General features: G+C 48.8%; 13 protein-coding genes. 3 read left to right on the top strand and 10 right to left on the bottom strand.

Features of this window, described 5'->3' with window-relative positions; genetic code table 11:
- Positions 1-5: 5 nt before the first annotated feature.
- Positions 6-869, top strand: a complete 864-nt coding sequence (locus tag HQM11_18365) for a chemotaxis protein CheR (GenBank protein MBF0353004.1) — start codon at positions 6-8, stop codon at positions 867-869.
- 24 nt (positions 870-893) lie between these two features.
- On the top strand, positions 894-1,949 hold the full coding sequence (locus tag HQM11_18360) for a chemotaxis response regulator protein-glutamate methylesterase (GenBank protein ID MBF0353003.1): 1,056 nt from the start codon (positions 894-896) through the stop codon (positions 1,947-1,949).
- A gap of 66 nt (positions 1,950-2,015) precedes the next feature.
- Here HQM11_18360 and HQM11_18355 read toward each other — a convergent pair whose 3' ends face one another.
- The 7 genes from HQM11_18355 to HQM11_18325 form a co-directional block, all read right to left on the bottom strand.
- A complete protein-coding gene (locus HQM11_18355; GenBank protein MBF0353002.1) occupies positions 2,016-2,360 on the bottom strand; it encodes a hypothetical protein in 345 nt (114 codons plus the stop codon).
- A 244-nt stretch (positions 2,361-2,604) separates the two neighbouring features.
- Entirely contained in the window at positions 2,605-2,892 is a 288-nt protein-coding gene (locus HQM11_18350; GenBank protein MBF0353001.1) for a HEPN domain-containing protein, read from the bottom strand.
- Complete coding sequence (locus HQM11_18345) at positions 2,889-3,203, bottom strand: nucleotidyltransferase domain-containing protein (GenBank protein MBF0353000.1); 315 nt, start codon at positions 3,201-3,203, stop codon at positions 2,889-2,891. The genes HQM11_18350 and HQM11_18345 overlap by 4 nt, the downstream gene beginning before the upstream one ends.
- A 656-nt stretch (positions 3,204-3,859) precedes the next feature.
- A complete protein-coding gene (locus HQM11_18340) occupies positions 3,860-4,306 on the bottom strand; it encodes a DUF1566 domain-containing protein (protein ID MBF0352999.1) in 447 nt (148 codons plus the stop codon).
- A complete protein-coding gene (locus HQM11_18335; protein MBF0352998.1) occupies positions 4,303-4,497 on the bottom strand; it encodes a hypothetical protein in 195 nt (64 codons plus the stop codon). Before HQM11_18335 ends, HQM11_18340 begins: the two co-directional genes overlap by 4 nt.
- Positions 4,498-4,836: 339 nt before the next feature.
- The gene (locus HQM11_18330) at positions 4,837-5,304 is read right to left on the bottom strand and encodes a DUF1566 domain-containing protein (protein MBF0352997.1); all 468 of its coding nucleotides are present in this window, start codon (positions 5,302-5,304) and stop codon (positions 4,837-4,839) included.
- A 48-nt stretch (positions 5,305-5,352) separates the two neighbouring features.
- Entirely contained in the window at positions 5,353-6,489 is a 1,137-nt protein-coding gene (locus tag HQM11_18325; GenBank protein ID MBF0352996.1) for a hypothetical protein, read from the bottom strand.
- Positions 6,490-7,190: 701 nt separating this feature from the next.
- On the opposite strand from HQM11_18325, the gene HQM11_18320 reads away from it, so the two are divergent.
- Positions 7,191-8,588: an AAA family ATPase gene (locus HQM11_18320; GenBank protein MBF0352995.1), complete on the top strand. Its 1,398-nt coding sequence runs from the start codon at positions 7,191-7,193 to the stop codon at positions 8,586-8,588.
- An 89-nt stretch (positions 8,589-8,677) separates the two neighbouring features.
- Here HQM11_18320 and HQM11_18315 read toward each other — a convergent pair whose 3' ends face one another.
- The 3 genes from HQM11_18315 to HQM11_18305 form a co-directional block, all read right to left on the bottom strand.
- Positions 8,678-10,444: an AAA family ATPase gene (locus HQM11_18315; protein ID MBF0352994.1), complete on the bottom strand. Its 1,767-nt coding sequence runs from the start codon at positions 10,442-10,444 to the stop codon at positions 8,678-8,680.
- A 186-nt stretch (positions 10,445-10,630) separates the two neighbouring features.
- Positions 10,631-12,421, bottom strand: coding sequence for an ABC-F family ATP-binding cassette domain-containing protein (locus HQM11_18310; GenBank protein ID MBF0352993.1), 1,791 nt, complete (start codon positions 12,419-12,421; stop codon positions 10,631-10,633).
- 62 nt (positions 12,422-12,483) lie between these two features.
- Entirely contained in the window at positions 12,484-16,983 is a 4,500-nt protein-coding gene (locus tag HQM11_18305; protein ID MBF0352992.1) for a PAS domain S-box protein, read from the bottom strand.
- Positions 16,984-17,185: the final 202 nt, after the last annotated feature.

Here is a 17,185-nt window from a genome sequence, read left to right as displayed (position 1 = left end):
AAGGGATGACTCACCATTCTGCTCTGTTTCCTGAAGATATCAAACGCCCGACAGCCGAAGAATTTGAGCAACTCCGCATCCTGGTTTTTAAACAGATTGGAATTCAGTGGGATACGACAAAAGTCGATCTGGCATATACCCGCTTGCGGCGCAGATTATTGACACTCGGTCTCCAGAGTTTCAGCCAGTACATCGACTATCTGAAGCAAAACGTTGCTGAATATCAGCAAATGATCAATGCGGTGACAACCAATACCACTGAATTTTTCAGAGAAAATCACCAATTTGATTTTTTGATACAGGATTTTTTTCCCGCGATAATCGAGAATCCGCCAGCAGGACGGAAATTAAGAATCTGGAGCGCGGGATGTTCCACTGGGGAAGAGGCTTACACACTGGCGATGCTGACCCTGGAAAATTTGGGATCTCGCCGAATGAAAGAATGGGACACTCGCATTCTGGCATCTGATGTCAGCACCTCTGCGTTACAAAAAGCCGAAGAAGGGTTTTATACTGAAGACGATGTGTCGAAACTCCCGAACTTGTATGTGGAAAAATATTTTCAGAAAGGCCGAAGACATGGCGAAATTGTCTATCGTGTCGATGACAGTCTCAGGGCACTGATTCAGTTTCGCATCATTAATTTCCTGGCACCTGAATATCCGGTCAAAACACTGTTTGATCTGATTTTCTGCCGTAATGTGCTGATTTATTTTAACAAGGAAACCCAGGGAATGCTGACACAACGTTTTCAGAACATGCTGGCTCCCGGAGGTTATTTATGCCTTGGTCATTCAGAATCGTTGCAAGGCCTTCAGGGCTTCATCCGGTTGAAATACAATATTTTTCAGAAATCCGATTTTTTTTAATCATAAGATCTCACAGGAGTTTTCGTGACCATCAAGGTTCTGATCATTGACGATTCAGCACTGGCAAGGCAGGTTTTGAGCCAGATCCTGGCATCAGATCCTGACATTGAAGTGGTTGGAACCGCCTCGGACGCGCATATCGCGTTGAACAAGATCCGCACGTTGAATCCGCAGGTATTGATCCTCGAACTGAAAATGCAGGAAATGGATGGGCTGGTTTTTCTGGAACGATTGATGAAAACCCAACCCTTGCCGGTGGTGGTGGTGAGCACCTTGGGCCAGAAAGACGCGCCAGCCTCCGTTGCGGCACTCAAACTGGGAGCGGTGTCTGTCATTGCCAAACCCAAAGCGGATTTGAGGCACCAGCTTCAGGAATTGTCTGCTGAAATCATACAGGCTGTCAAAACCGCGCCTCCCGTCAAAACAGTTCGAACCCGTCCGGAAACACCTGCGTCAGCAGTGAGCAGGAAACAAACGGAAATGTCCGTTTCCCGGTCGTCCACTCCATACCAGGTAATCGCCTTCGGTGCCTCCACCGGCGGAACTGAAGCCTTGATGGAAGTTTTGAAAGCGCTTCCTCCCGGGATTCCGCCAATAGTGATTGTTCAGCACATGCCACCGGGATTTACCCGATCCTTCGCCGCCATGCTCAATGATCAGACAGCACTGTCTGTCAAGGAAGCTGTCACTGGCGACATACTGCGATCCGGGCATGTGCTTCTCGCTCCGGGTGATCAACACATGGTGCTCAAGACCGTGGGCAATGGACTGTTCATGGTTGAGTTGCATGAAGGCGAACCTGTCAACAGACATCGCCCCTCGGTGGATGTGTTGTTTCATTCAGTGGCCTCTGTCGTTGGAAAACAGGCGTTGGGAATTATCATGACCGGAATGGGAAATGATGGCGCTCAGGGATTGCTCGAAATGAAGCAGGCAGGCGCACAGACGATTGCGCAGGATGAAAAAAGTTGCGTGGTGTTTGGTATGCCCAAAATCGCGATCCAGAAAGGCGCTGTGGACTTCGTGCTCCCGCTTTCTGCCATTTCCTTCAAAGTGTTGTCACTGACCGGCTTGATCTGATTCGGCCTTCACTGCCCTTTATGACCTGCTTTGGAAAGTCCCTCTCAGATTCAGCCGGGAATTGCTTCACCTCCATCCACTGTACCAGTGCGGATGCGCCTTGCGATATTCCTCTTTAACAATTCGCTCCAGTTCCACTCCCTTGTCACAAATCCAACTGGAATCGGTACTGGTTTCTATGATTCGATACATACGTTTCTCATGCTCCCGCATTTCCAGTTTCCACAAATAATACATGATGGGTTGCCTGGTTGCGGAATAGTCTTCCTGTTGGGTGACCAGATAATACGGATATCCCCGAATTCCTGTATGTTCGTTATGATACTCCATGTGGCTGTACCAGACTTCCCTGCCGAGAGGATACTCTGATTCCTTGCCGAGGGGAAAAGGATATTCTATGGATTCTATCATGTCGTTCCTTTCTGTAGGATGATGTCGGTTTTGAATGACCGGTTTCAGGATTTCGTTGGTTTATACCCGGGATGGGTGAAATCTGGAATTTTGTCATTCCGGGCGTAGCACAATACCCGTGAGTGAATTTGGGTCTGTACTTAACAAGTGATCTAATTACAGTAAGTTATGTGATTAAACCAATCCCAGACAGAAAACGTTAGTTTTGGCTCCCCTGGATGCCGGATCAAGTCCGGCATGACAATCACTCCACAGTATCATTCCGGGCGAAAACCCTGGAATCCAGAAAATCCACCTCCTTTTTCTTCACTTTAGCAGAGGATCGGGAATATGCATACTCCAAAGTTATTAGACCACAACAAGAAAGATTATCCAGAATTAATAGAGCGGATACCGCATAGAAACAAGCATAGTAGAGACGATTAACACAGGCGTTCCAGTGTCCGACATTGGCTAAAATTCTAGCTTCTTCCAAAGTCTCCTCAGAACGTGTCAAACGATAATTTACCAAGTCTTTAATGGATTCTGTCACACTTTGATTCCTTCCTGTTCAATACGCTGATGTAAGGGCATCACTTGGTACAGGGGGCTATTCCACTCTTGGCGACTTCGTATAATGGAGGAAATAACTTCTCCCGCTTGCCACTCGATTTCATATAGACGATGTCTGATACAATCAACCTGCTTATCAGAGACCACTCGGTCTACTAAAATTAGAAAATCCCAATCCGAATCATTGTTAAAATCACCACGCGAACGTGAACCATACAGAATCACTTCGGCATTAGGTTCTACTTCAAAAATAGCTTGTTTCACGTGTTGAATTAACTCTTTTTGTTTCATCGTCTCAACAAAATTTAAAAATTCAGACTATTATACGGCTTCTTAAGGTTACAAAGGCCACAAGTCCAACGCCATGAATGAGAGTTTTTTTGACCACTCTGTTGAACCTTGAAAAAGTAATGAACAAACAACTTTGCAAGATCTTTTGAAAAAATTGCGGTGGTCAAAAAATACTTTCAATTTACTTGTGTACGATGGGGTGAAAGTCCCCTGAAGAGTAGCCACTGGCACCATTTCTCATGGAAGAAATAGTGTGGAACCGCCGGAAAACCAGGCGGCAAACCGAGAAAACAAACCTCTTCCTAACAGGATGTATGTCATAAACTTCTAGCCGATGGCAAGGGCAAACCCGTGAGGGAATGTCTGAAGGAAGCCTGGGCAAACCTCCTTTAAGGCCGTTGGCATTTCATTCGGTTTCATAACTCACTCACTTCATAGGGAGTAATCAAAAATAATGGTTTGGTGTAGCCGTAAATCAGATCAAGCCCCTGGATTTTTTCCTGTCTCGAAAGTTTAGCGACATGTTTCATGTTCAGTCAGATTTCGACCGCCCTGACGGGCGGTTCCCTGTCTCTGAATTCCGACCCTCTCCCGCACTCACGACAACCCACATCCTCGACCTGTGGAACAAATCACCCAAGCACCAAAGCACCGACTCACGATCCTCCACGAACGCACCGGACATAGTAGGTACCGGACTTATTGCCGTAGCCCACGGAGCCGCCGATGAAGAGCACCATCCACGCGTCACTCGAATAGTTGGCATTCGACGACGAAGACCAATAGTTCGAGGAATTCGTATTCGGGAAATACGTGCTGTTGATTGCCGGGGAATAGGTGGCGGCATCCACAAGGGATTCCAGTTCACGGATGTTGGGCAGGCGCCAGTCGTTCTGTCCGCCCAGCACCAGTGCTTCACAATAGGTCAACGCCTGTTCCCACGTGCGGGTGGTGTCATCATCTTCCTTTTGCCACACCAGTTGAGTCCAACTGTCAGTCACCGTGCCGTTCCCGTTGTCCGTGTAGGGGATGGCGGCGTGAACATTCCAGCCCTGAATGAAGATCCATCCGCATAACATGAGTCCTTGAATGATTGCTTTCATAGCTTCTCCGTTGTGATAAAGGTGACTATTTCCGTGACCGTTCGTTTTTTCAGATTCTTCAGATAATAACCGTCTTTCGCTACGACGATATAATTCAGCCCTTGCTGGTGGGCTTTCTGTTTATAGAGTTCCAGCCGGATCACTTTCCTCCACCAACGCACCGCACATAGTTGGTATTGTACACGTAACATGAATCAGTCAGAACGAAAACGGTAGCAGTGGGTTACGTCCCACTGCCATTCCACAAAACGTCGGGACGTAACCCGACGCTACCGGCGTTCGCTCTGGCAGGAGATCATTCCACAAAACGTCGGGACGTAACCCGACGCTACCGGCGTTCGCTCTGGCATGGGATCATTCCACAAAACGTCGGGACGTAACCCGACGCTACCGGCGTTCCGCTGACAAAAAAATAAAGCCAGCCTGACGGCGGGATTCCCCTGTCTCATAACAACGAGACTACTCCTCAAACCTTGTTCCCGCCACTCCACTGCCTGTGGAACAAATCACCAAATTACCAAATCACCGTCTCACCCTCCACGAACGCACCGGACATTGTAGCTAAAGAACTTAAGGGTGGAGCTCACGTTGCCGAAGTCGAAGTATACGCGCCATGCTTCGCTCGAATTGTTGGCGTTCGACGACGAAGACCAATACGACGAGGAATTCGTGTTCGGGAAATACGTACTGTTGATGCCTGGATTGAACACTCCATAATCCACGATGCTCATCAGTTCCCGGCGGGTGGGCAAGCGCCAGTCCGATTGACTGCCCAGCGTCAGATTATCACAATACGTTACCGCGCCGCCCCAGGGGTAGATATTGTTGTCATCTTCCTTCTGCCACACCAGTCCGGTGATATTGTCCGTGATCGTACTGCCATTGTTGGTGTAAGACGGTGCACGGAGTGTGTAATCATGGTCTTCACCGAAAGTGCTGGTGTATGAAGTCGTTTGTCCGGTATCAGGTAGTGTCAACGCTGAGACCGTCTGATACACGATGGTGTCATTCGCTGACGCAGAAATATTTCCCGCCGCGTCCTTGAACTAGGCATAAACGGTTTTGGTGGCATTGCCTGCACTCAGCACAAAACCGCCGGTTCCGGAATAACTGGTTGCCGCCGTCACACTGGTCCACGCCCCGTCTGTCGCCGCCGGGGTTGTCGCTGTTTCTGAAGCGTACCAGGCGGTGACACCCACATTGTCCGTAGCAGACAAAGAAAGAGCTATTGTGCTGAACGATGTGCCATAGGCTCCGGAACCTGTACCGACCTTGTTGAGGACAATAGCGGGACTGGCAGGAACGGTGGTCTCCGCGATGACCAGTTGAATGGTGGCACTGGCTGAGGTTGATACATTTCCCGCCGCATCCTTGAACCACACATACACTGTGCGGGTATAACTTCCCACGCCACTGGCACTGCTCAGCGTAAAATTCACTGTAGCCGAATAATTGGCGGTCGCGGTCACCGCAGTCCACCCTGCCACAGACTGGGATGGGGTGGGAGTTGAACTTTCCGAAGCATAATAGCCTGTCACTCCCACATTATCTTTCGCTGACAACGTCAAGGTAACGGCGGTGTTCGTCGTTGATGAGGCTCCATTGTTGATCGAAACAGATTGACTGGATGGAACGGTGGTGTCCGCTGTCGTGGTTGACGAAGAAGTAGTGGTGTCCGCTGTCGTGGTGGTTGTCGTGCTGGAACTTGAACTGTCGGAACTGTTGGTGGTCTCGTCCGTTGCCACGGTCGTGGATAATTCCTCTGCCGGTGAGACGAGGAGGGTCAAGGTGCCCTCATCCGAGGAATCTTGTGAAGGATTCATCAAATCGCCTAATAGCGGAATATCCCCGGATGCTTTGGCCTTCTTGACCTTGATTTTCACACTGGACTGTTTTTGCAGACCGTTGGAGGAGGTTTCCTCTGTGGCGGTGAGTTGGTCGTAGTAGAACGTGATCTGGCATTGATCGCTGTTCTGACAATCTGGAATCTTCTGGTCATCCTGATACCATTCGATCTCATCAAAAATCGCGTCTTGTGCGTCAAAGATCAGAGATTCTCCTGAAACTACCTGTGTCTGGTCCACTTTTATGCTGGCCGTCGCTTTTTCTTCTTCGGCACAGCCACTCAACAGTGAAACGATACACCCCATCATGACCATTTGTAAACGGATCGCTTTTTTCATGGATTCCCCCATTGTTTTCCATTCTGGTTAGAATCTTGGAAGTTAAATTCTGCGCAAAATGGCAAAAGAATTTAGCCACAGTGTCACAGTGTCACAGAGTATGTTTTAAAAAATTCTCTGTGTCTTTGTGGCTCTGTGGCAATAATTGGTTCCGGACTTATCTGCCCCACTAAATATGGACTAATGAGATGACCGGAAATTGACATCATTCCCGCCATGTCTGGTTTGTGACAAACGGATTGAGGCCTGTCAAGGAATAAAATGAAGGTGAGTTATAACCTGCATGGCGTATGTGGATTTGAATCCGGTGAGGGTCGGACAGACGGAAATTCCATGGGAATCCATATTCACTTCTCTTTATGAAAGGATTCGGAAAGTCCCTTTTTGAATAAAACGCGAGCATAAAAATCGCTTGCTCAAGTAGCGCGTCCTTGTCAGAATAAATCAGGGTGGGAGGTCCTGTTGCTTCAAAATTCCCGCTCACGTTATTTCCACCTCGTGGTGGGTTTGCTCCCAATGTCGTCAACTTAAGAAATTCTTCGCTGGATAATCCCCCTTTACAAAGGGGGCATGGGGGATTTAACACGCAGAATCACATCCCCCTATCCCCCTTAAACCAAGGGGGAATTAATACTCAGCATCATTCAGAATGATTAAGTTGATGACATTGGCTTGCTCCTGATTTTCTTCTGAAAGGCAGAATGCTCCGACTTCCCTATGGTATCAGCCATTTTCCCAAACTGGTGAACGAAAATTATCATTTCATCGACCGCACTCCGTTTCTGGAAAAACTGGAAAATCTCCCGGAAGCCTATCTGGTGTTTCTGCGTCCCCGACGCTTTGGCAAGAGCCTGTGGATTTCGATTCTGCATCACTATTACGGCCTGGAACACAAACATCGGTTCGGGGAATTGTTCGGCAAATACCGGATCGGGCAACAGCCCACACCCCTAGCCGGAACTTACCATGTCCTGAGGTTTGAGTTCAGCGGGATTCACACCGACACACCGGAAAGCACACGTCAGGGTTTTGCCTTCAATGTTCTGAGCGGACTCCGGAATTTTGAGCAGGACTATGGCCTGACTCCGCTTGATTTCGCGGACAATCTGGAGGCGTCCCAACTGCTGAAGCAGTTTCTGGATCAGCATAAGGACAAAAAGATCTATCTGCTGATTGACGAATATGACCATTTCGCCAATGAGATCCTGGGCTTCCAGTTCGATCATTTTTCCGACATGGTGAGCGGAAACGGATTTGTGCGCAAATTTTACGAGGCGATCAAGGAAGCCACGGGCCGGGGAATTATCGACCGGATGTTCATCACCGGTGTTTCCCCTGTCACTCTCGACAGCCTGACCAGTGGATTCAACATTGCCAAACATCTGAGTCTGAGCAAAATTTTCCATCCGATGATGGGTTTTACCGAAGAGGAAACCCGTGAGATTTTCCAGGGAGTTGGTTGTACGGAAGACCGGATTGAGGCGGTTATGGCCGATGCCCGCAAGTGGTATAACGGTTATCGCTTTGAACCCGACTGCCCCCGGTTCTACAATCCGGACATGGTGCTGTATTTCGCCAATGAATATTCCCACGAACTCAAATATCCCCGTGAGATGCTGGACGTCAACATCGCCAGTGACTACGGCAAGATCCGGAGACTGTTTGATTTACGCGACCGACAGCGGAATCATGAGGTGCTGGATCAGCTCATGCGGGAAGGCTGTCTGTATTCCTCTTTGACTTCCCAGTTCAGTTTTGACAAACGCTTCACCACCCAGGATTTCATCAGCCTGCTGTTTTATCTCGGACTCATCAGCATCGATCAGGACATGGGCAACCGTCTGCGATTCAAAATTCCCAACTATGTGATGGAAGGTCTGTACTGGCAATTTTTTGCCGAGGTGTTGGAGGAACGTTCCGGGGGTGGAAACCCGAACCATTCTCCGGACCGACTGGACCGCCAATGTCGTCAACTTAAGAAAAAACCAGTCCCTCGCCCCTTTGGGGAGAGGTTAGGTGAGGGGGAAAAGGGAGCGATTCTGCCAGGTTTCACCCTCACCCCAACCCTCTCCCTTCCAGGGCGAGGGAGCTTAAGTTGATGACATTGCCCCAACCCTCTCCCTTCCAGGGTGAGGGAGCTTAAGTTGATGACATTGCCCCAACCCTCTCCCTTCCAGGGCGAGGGAGCTTAAGTTGATGACATTGACTGGACCGCTCCCCGATACACCAGTTCCCAGCCGTGATAGACCAGGATGATGCCGGTGAAGGTCACATGAGCGGGGTATTGTTTGAGTCGGTCATCCGCCAGATATTGCCGCAACTGGGTTTGGGCTTTCGTGATTTCCTGCTCAAGCCGGGTGTCGGTGAGTTCGTCGCGTTTGATATATTTCAATTCGATGAGATAGCCCCACGACATTTCGGGGTATTTGAGCAGAAACGGTTCCAGAAACAGATCCGCGTAGCCTTTGCCCAGTTCCCGTTCGCTGTGACTCAGCAGAAAATCATTCAGATGCAGATAGGCCAGCAAAAAACCCTGAATCACTTTTTCGCCTTTCATGTAGTCCCGAATACTGGTTTGCGCCGCCACCGCCCCGGCCAGAAAATCAAAGAACGGTTCCCAGTCGCCTTTCCAGGCCATGTCCCGAACCAGGCTCCGCAGTTTCCACAGTTCCACCCGAAACGTTCCCACATCCCGCCACGCTTCCCGCAGATATTCATACATCAGTAGCCCGATGGTCCGGTTGGGAATTTTCAGGTGGAAATCTCCCATCTCCTCGGCCTCAATGGTCAGCAGGCCGAAAAAATACAGCAGGGACATGAAGTTGTCAGGGATCGTCAGGTGCTCCAACGGAAAACTCGTGTGGATCGGACTCAGCGCCTGTCCGGTATCCATGATATTTTTGAGCAGATCGAAATTGCCGTTGAGCTGACGGCTCACCAGCAGTAGATGCCGCAGTTTGCCATAGTCGATACGGATGTTCTGATCCAGCAGTTCATACGGCGGTTGACCGGTCTGGATACAATCCCGCATATAATACACGACCATGTCCGTGTTATACAGACTGTCACGCTGTCCCGGCGCGAACTGGTAGCCGTCATACCATTCATCAAAAATGTCCATGGTTTCGTCCCTGTCCTGAACAAATGCGCCTTCGCGCTGGTAATAGTCCAGCATCTCCAGAACTTCTTCACGGGTGAATCCCACCATTGCGTTGAGGGACGGCGACAGACTGAGGTTACTGCCGATGTTGAAACCGCTGGTCACATCATCCATTGTCACGGGCGAGACCCCGGTGATGAACAGCCGCTTCAGCCCCGAACCACTGTGACTCGTGCCTTCCTTGAGCACCGTGAAGAAATTCCGGAAAAAACCCTCGCCGTGCGTCAGGTCATGATAGGCTTCGGTTCCCGCGGTCGAAAGAATGGTGTTGGCGAAATTGTCATACTCATCAATGAGGAGATACAACGGCAACTCACGTTGCAGGCAGGTCTCAAACAGGTCGGACAGCAAGGTCGCCACCGGCAAAGCGGGATTGTTCCATTTCTGGATTTCCTGTTCTGTAAAAAACTGACGGTACCGATACAAAAAGCCCCTAATCCTGATGTGGCAATACGCTTCAAAACTGGTACGAACTTCCCGGATATCCGAACTCACACCTGAAAAATTGAGCGCCAGCACCAGATAGGAATTCCGTTCCTCCGTGGGATGATCCCCGATCCAGAGTCCCTTGAAAAAATTCTCGAACCGGTCTTTTTTGGTGATGTCGTAATACGTCTCCAGAATGGACACCCACAGCGACTTCCCGAACCGCCGCGGGCGGATCAAAAACTGGTAGTAATTTTCTTCCAGCATCGGAATGAAACGGGTTTTATCCACATAATAGCGGTTTTCTGTACGGATGCGTTCAAAGTCAGACGCACCGTAAGCGATGTTGCGGACTCCGGGTTTGAGCATGAGGCCTCCTGAGCAGAGTGAAAGGGAACTTCACGGCTTTTGAAAATGAGCCGCTAAGAACGCTAAGAACACGAATAAAAAGGTTTTTATATAAATGAAGTCCTCAGTAAAACCATGATTTTCAAGTTTACTGGTGCATATTCCCTTTTTTACTTTGTGTTCTTCGTGTACTTCATAGCCAGATGTTCATTGGCTGAGTGCTTCCAGTTCTTCCCATCGTTGATAAAGTTGGGCAACCTTGTCTTCCGCCTCCTGAAGCTGGGCGTAGAGTTCGGAAAGTTTCTGGACATTGCTGGTGATTTCAGATTCGTGCATTTTCTGTTGGAGCACGGCCACGGCTTCTTCGGCTTTTTCAATTTTTTTATCAATCCTTCCCAATTCCTTCTGTTCTTCAAACGTCAGTTTTTTGGTCTGTTTCTTTTGTGGATCTTTCCCCGCGTTTTTCTGAAGCGACTGTTGCCGGTTCCAGGACTGGAGCCACTGGTCATAATCCGCAAAATATTCCGCATGTCCGTTTCCATCCAGATAGAGCAGTTGATCGCTGAGGCGGTCGATGAGAAACCTGTCATGGGTGATCAGCACGAGGGCCCCGGGAAATTCGCCAAGACTTTCTTCGAGAACTTCCAGCGTTGGAATATCCAGATCATTGGTGGGTTCGTCCAGCAACAGCACATCAGCGGGTTTCAGCATCAGATTGGCGATCAGGATCCGTGCCTGCTCACCTCCTGAAAGATCCGCTACCGGCATGCCCAACTGGTCACTGGAAAACAGGAAACGCTTTGCCCAGGATGCGACATGGATGGACCGATCCCGAAATACGACACTGTCTCCGGCTGGAGAAAGGGCTTGCCGCAGGGTCTGGTTATAATTGAGTTGTTCCCGTTTCTGATCAAAAATCACCATCCTGATGCCCTCGGCTCGGGTGATGGTTCCATGTTCAGGTTTTAAATCTCCGGTCAGAGCATGAATCAGTGAACTTTTCCCGCTACCATTCTGTCCCAGAATTCCAAGACATTTACCTGGAGAGAGTTGCAGATTCAGATGTTCGCACAATGTTGTTTCACTCCGTGCGATTTTAAGATCAGTGGCTTCCACCAATAGTCTGGTTTTGCGGTGAGTCGCTTCAAAATCAATCTGCGCGGATTTATTCTGGGCATTGCGGGCCTTGACCTCGCCCAGTTCATTTTGTAACTGATACGCGCTGTCAATCCGGTATTGGGCTTTGGTGGATCGTGCTTTGGGGCCTCTGCGGAGCCATTCAATTTCACGTCGAACCTTGTTGGCCAGCACCGATTCCTGTTGCAGTTGTCCGGCGAGGAAGTCCTCTTTATTTTGCAAAAACTCGCTGTAATTTCCATCAATTTTGAGAAATCCTCCAGGGAATTGTCGATTGAGTTCCACGGTACGGTTGGTGGTGTTTTCCAGGAAATAACGGTCATGACTGACCAGCACAAAGGCGAAAGGTGCCTGCTTCAACAGGCTTTCCAGTTGCAGAATCCCCTGTAGATCCAGATGGTTGGTGGGTTCATCCATCAGTAGAATATCCGGCTTTTGAATCAGGGCCTGGACAATCGAAAGGCGCTTGCGCCACCCTCCAGACAGAGTTCCCACTTTTTGGTCCAGTTTCTCAAACGCCATCAACCGGGTCACTTCACGGATACGGCTGAAATGCTCGGCATCGCCAAGTTCAGCCGGCATGGAATCCAGCAACGTTTGTTCGACGGTTTTTTCAGCATCAAGCTGATCTTTCTGGGCCAGATAAACCAGATGTGTTCCCCGTTTCAATGAAACCGACCCTGAATCCGGAGTTTCCAGACCAGCCATGATTTTAAGCAAAGTAGATTTTCCCGCGCCATTCGGACCTATCAAACCAAGGCGTTCTTCCTCAAAAAAACTGAGGGAAATGTCGGAGAACAATGAATGGACACCAAAAGATTTTGAAATGGATTGCGCACTGACGAGTAAGGAGGCTGGCATAAGGGCTTTTTATTAAAAATTAGCGGAAATGGTTTTAAATCACAGTTATTTTTTGAACGTTCCTAAAGCGTTTTTTCCCAGTCCTTCAACAACTGCATGGTATGGTCATAACTTTGCTGAAGTTGCCGCAACAGTTCAGGCAGAGGGTCTGGATCTATAGAATCAGAAAGGTATTGCAATTGATTCAGCAGATTTTTCAGTTGAATGACTCCAATACAGATTGCCGAACCCTTGAGTTTGTGAGCTATCCGTCGGAGTGGCGCACGTTCCTGGATGTTGATGAAATGCTGAAATTCAGGGAGAGCCTCGGTCATTTGCTGTTCAAACAACGTTCGCATTTGCTGAAACACGTGGAGTCCGACTGCACTTTGTAGCTCATTCAACAGGTTAAAATCCAGCAACTCTTCTGGTTCAATGTTGCCTGTGTCGGATGAAACCGGACTGTCTTTCCCGGTTGGAGCTTCCGGCTCAATAGTTCTGTGATCAGAATATTGATTCAAGGCTTTCATCAGGCTTTGAAGGGTCATGGGCTTGCTGAGGTAATCATCCATTCCGGCTTGCAAATAGACTTCCCTGTCTCCGGGCAGGGCATTGGCGGTCATGGCAATAATCCAGGGTCTGTTTGGAGGGGAATACTGCGCAACAATCTGACGGGTTGCTTCCAGACCATCCATGTCCGGCATCTGAATATCCATGAAAATCACATCATAGGTTTTCTGCTTCAGCAACTCCAGAACTTCCAGGCCATTGAGCGCGACATCCGACGAATAGCCCAATTTTTCCAGCATCAGCAAGGTCATTTTCTGGTTCACCGGATTATCTTCTGCCAGCAAAATCCGTAAAGAACGTTTTTGAGCCATTTCGGAATCAATGACACTTTGGTTCAGAGGAGACCCGGCTTCGTTCGTTTTGAGGGGTGACTGATCGATCAATGCCATCAGGGAGAGCGTAAAAGAAAATGTCGAGCCATGGCCCGGAATACTCTCCACAGTGATTTTCCCCTGCATCAGTTCCACCAGCCTTTTAGAAATGGTGAGGCCCAGACCAGAGCCACCATATTTGCGAGTTGTGGACGCGTCAATTTGTGAAAATTCCTGAAACAATCTATCTATTTTATCAGCCGGAATTCCAATCCCGGTGTCGCGAACACTAAACAGGAGTTCAACCCCGGCAAGTCCGGGTTCCTTCAGCAGCGATAACCGCTTCAGGCCTACAAACACAACAACGCTCCCTGTTTGCGTAAATTTCAACGCATTGCCCAGAAGATTAATCAGGATCTGCCGGATTCGTGTGACATCCCCTCTCAATACCAGCGGAACATCCTGTGAAATATGGCTCCGCAACTCAATATTTTTCTCAAGGGCTTTCCCTTCCATCAGCCTCATGGTCTGTTCAATCAGTTCATGAATTTCAAACGGTTCGCTTTCCAGGGCCATTTTGCCGGATTCAATTTTGGAAAAATCCAGAATGTTATTGATGAGGGTCAGCAGATGATCACTGCTCAACTGAATTGTTCTGGCATAGTCCTGTTGTGTCTCATCCAATGGTGTGGTCATGAGCAAACTGGTCATGCCGATCACACCATTCAATGGCGTGCGGATTTCATGACTCATGTTTGCCAGAAACTCCGCTTTGGAACGCAAGGCCTGTTCGGCGACTTGCTTAGCCTGTTTCAGGGCCTCCTCATTGCGTTTGCGTTCCGTGATGTCTTCCAACGCCCAGATCGTGCCTTGCGAAATATCGTCAGGGTCAATCGCTTTGCCATTATAGTGTACCCAGATGGTTGTTCCATCCCGTCGGAGCAACTGTTGATCCGTTTCATAGACCTGACCACCAGCGAGGATTGGATAAGCCTCTTTTCCTAACTGTTCATAGGCTTCCTGAGAGGGATACAGTTTACGCGTGGTCTGATTCTCCAAGTCTTCTTTGGGATACTGGAATATTTCCGCACATTTTTGATTGACCCACCGCTGTTGTCGGTCAACGATCAGGGAAAAGCCCACATTGGCCCACTCAGCGATGGTTCGGAATCGTGTTTCACTTTCCTTCAGTTTTGCCTCGATACGTTTTCTTTCAGTGATGTCCTGTGCCATTCCACGAAGGCCTATGACTTCCCTTTTTTCGTTGTTGATGGCTTCCCCTCGTGCAAGCATCCAGCCTTTGGACCCATCCTTCCTGACCATCTCAAGTTCAAGCTCATAGGGAATCCCGCGTTCCCGGGTAAATGACAAATGTGTGTTCAGGCATTCCCAACTTTCAGGGGTAAACAACCGGGAGTGATAGTTGTAATCAGGAGGTGGCTCTGCCGGATCCAGACCGAACATGTGATACAATTCTTCCGACCAGAAGACATGATTGGTTTTTGTGTCCAGAGTCCAGTTCCCTACATGGGCAATGCGTTGTGCTTCTTTCAGTTCTGTTTCCTGTCGTAGCAGGTGTAATTCTGTCTCTTTGCGATCTGTAATATCCATGATATTGCCGAGCACCCGGACTACACGGTTATTTTCCAGGATGGGGGTGCCCATGGTTCGCACCCAGATGTGCTCTCCATTCATCCGAATGAAGCGGAGTTCCAGGTCATAGGGTATTCCTTCATGAACAGCGTTTTCAAAAGCCTGTCCAATCGTCAACATATCTTCATGATGGAAAAAACCGATATCCCTGGCAATATTGTTGGGATCATAATCATGGGAGACACCATAAATGGCATACACCTCATCGGTCCATAGCAGACGACGCGTATTGACGTCATATTTCCAGCCACCAAGTTTTGAAATTTTTTGAACTTCATTCAACAGTTCACGGGTTTCCAGCAGATTTTCTTTCAAGCGGGTGCTCTCAGTCACATCCAGCAACACAAACAGGAGTGCTTCAACGTCACCCTTGGCATCCAGAAGCGGATGTAAGGTCCAGTCCCAAAAGGTGGCTCCCCGTTCAGGATGATCGGAAAACCTGAATGATCTGGCCTGGATAGTGAAAGTGTTCCCGGTGGTGATCACCTCCTGAAAAATGGCTTCATTTTTCGCGTCAGGATATAATTGAAACAGGTTTTTTCCGGAGAAAAACTCTGTGGGGTATCCACAGACTTGAGCATAGGCCTTGTTGACACGGATGAAGTTGAATTTTGTATCGAGATAGACCACACAGAAATGGGTTGTCGCAAACACTCGTTCCAGCAATTCATTATTGGTCAGCAATGCTTTCAGGTATTGTTTGCGGATGGTGATATCCTGAACCATGGCATAGAAATACTCGACCGTTCCCTCCGGGTTTCTGGAACCTTGTACCGAGATCAGCGCATACATCACCTGCCCGTCTTTGCGCAGATAACGTTTTTCCAGGGAAAAGCCCTCTGTTTCTCCTGAAAAAATCCGGTTGTATTGCTCCAGATCATCAACCAGATCATCGGGATGAGTCAGCGCGGACCATTTCATCGTCAGCAGTTCCTCCCGCGAATAACCCAGGAGTTCACACAGTCTGTCATTGACAGCCAACCATCGTGCGTCAGGGGTGAGGATTGCCATTCCCATCAGGGGTTGTTCAAAAAAATGATGGATCCGTTGCTCACTTTGCCTCAGGTTTTCCTGAGATGACCGGTATTTTTTAATTTCTTCCGCCACCTGGCGTTGAAGGGCCCTGTTCCACACCAGAAGGCCTGTCAGCAATAGCGTAAAGATAAAAATGACACTGGCCCCGTATTCGAGCCAACGCTTCCAGTCAATACCTTCAGACAGCAGCGCACCAAACCATTTTTCATAAATTTCATCATATTGACCCGTGGCATGAAGGATTGCGATTCCCTGATTGAATAATTCGAGCAATCTGCTGTTGCCACGGGATACCGCAAAGCAAAAATTACGATGATACTCAGAAAGGGGTGGACTGGAGGTTTGCAGGTTGTTGAGTTTTAATTTTTTAAGCGTCAACAACCCTGTCAGGTGAGGCATCAAGGCACAATCCCCCTCGCCTTGTGAGAGTCGTTGCAGGGCCTCGTCAATTGTGGCTGTCTCCAGAATCTGGGCGGCAAAACCACGTGCGATCAATTCTTCATGGGCGACATTCGCTTGCTTGACCAGAATCCGCTTACCGGGCAAATCGGCCAACGACGTGCAACCGGGGTGACCCTTGCGCGCAAAAAAAGCATCATACGCTATGGTATGTGTTGCAGACAATTCAAAGGATACGTAGGGCTTGAGGGTATCAGAAACCAGGGGCAGAGCATCAATTTTGTTATCTTCCAGCTCTTGACGAATAACATTCCAGGGGCCTACCCTGAATTCCACTTCCAGGTTCATGACCTTTGCCACAGCTTTCATCAGATCTACCGAAAAACCATCGGCCTCCCCCTTTTCGTTGACCAACGCATAGGGCGGAAAATCCAGTTCGCTTCCCACCACAAGGTGTTGAGGCTGGTTGCCAAAGGCTGAAGCCACAGAAGTCAGCCATAAGGGGATAAGTCCCATCAGAAATAAAACCAGGTAATTGAGTTTGCCCATAATATCCTTTTCGTCCTGTGACGCAGGACTGGTGGTGGCTGTCGGGTCATTCATTTTTTGTGTCATCCCGATCGGATCTTATTTAATTTTCAATTCTAAATGGTGTCATTTTGAAGCATGGTAAGTCTTATGTTCAAAACATTCTAGTCTGATGTTCACTCAGTGCATTAAGATCCCTCGGCGCTCGTACCGCACTCTGTCGGGTAAAGGCCAATGTCGTCAACTTAAGGCGTTCTTCGCCGAGGAATCCTCCTTTTCAAAGGGGGTA

The sequence above is a fragment of the SAR324 cluster bacterium genome, from assembly GCA_015232315.1.
Classification (GTDB): Bacteria; SAR324; SAR324; order SAR324; family NAC60-12; genus JADFZZ01.
The sequence above is the reverse complement of the archived record's forward strand: the minus strand, read 5'-3'. Positions and strand labels throughout refer to the sequence as shown.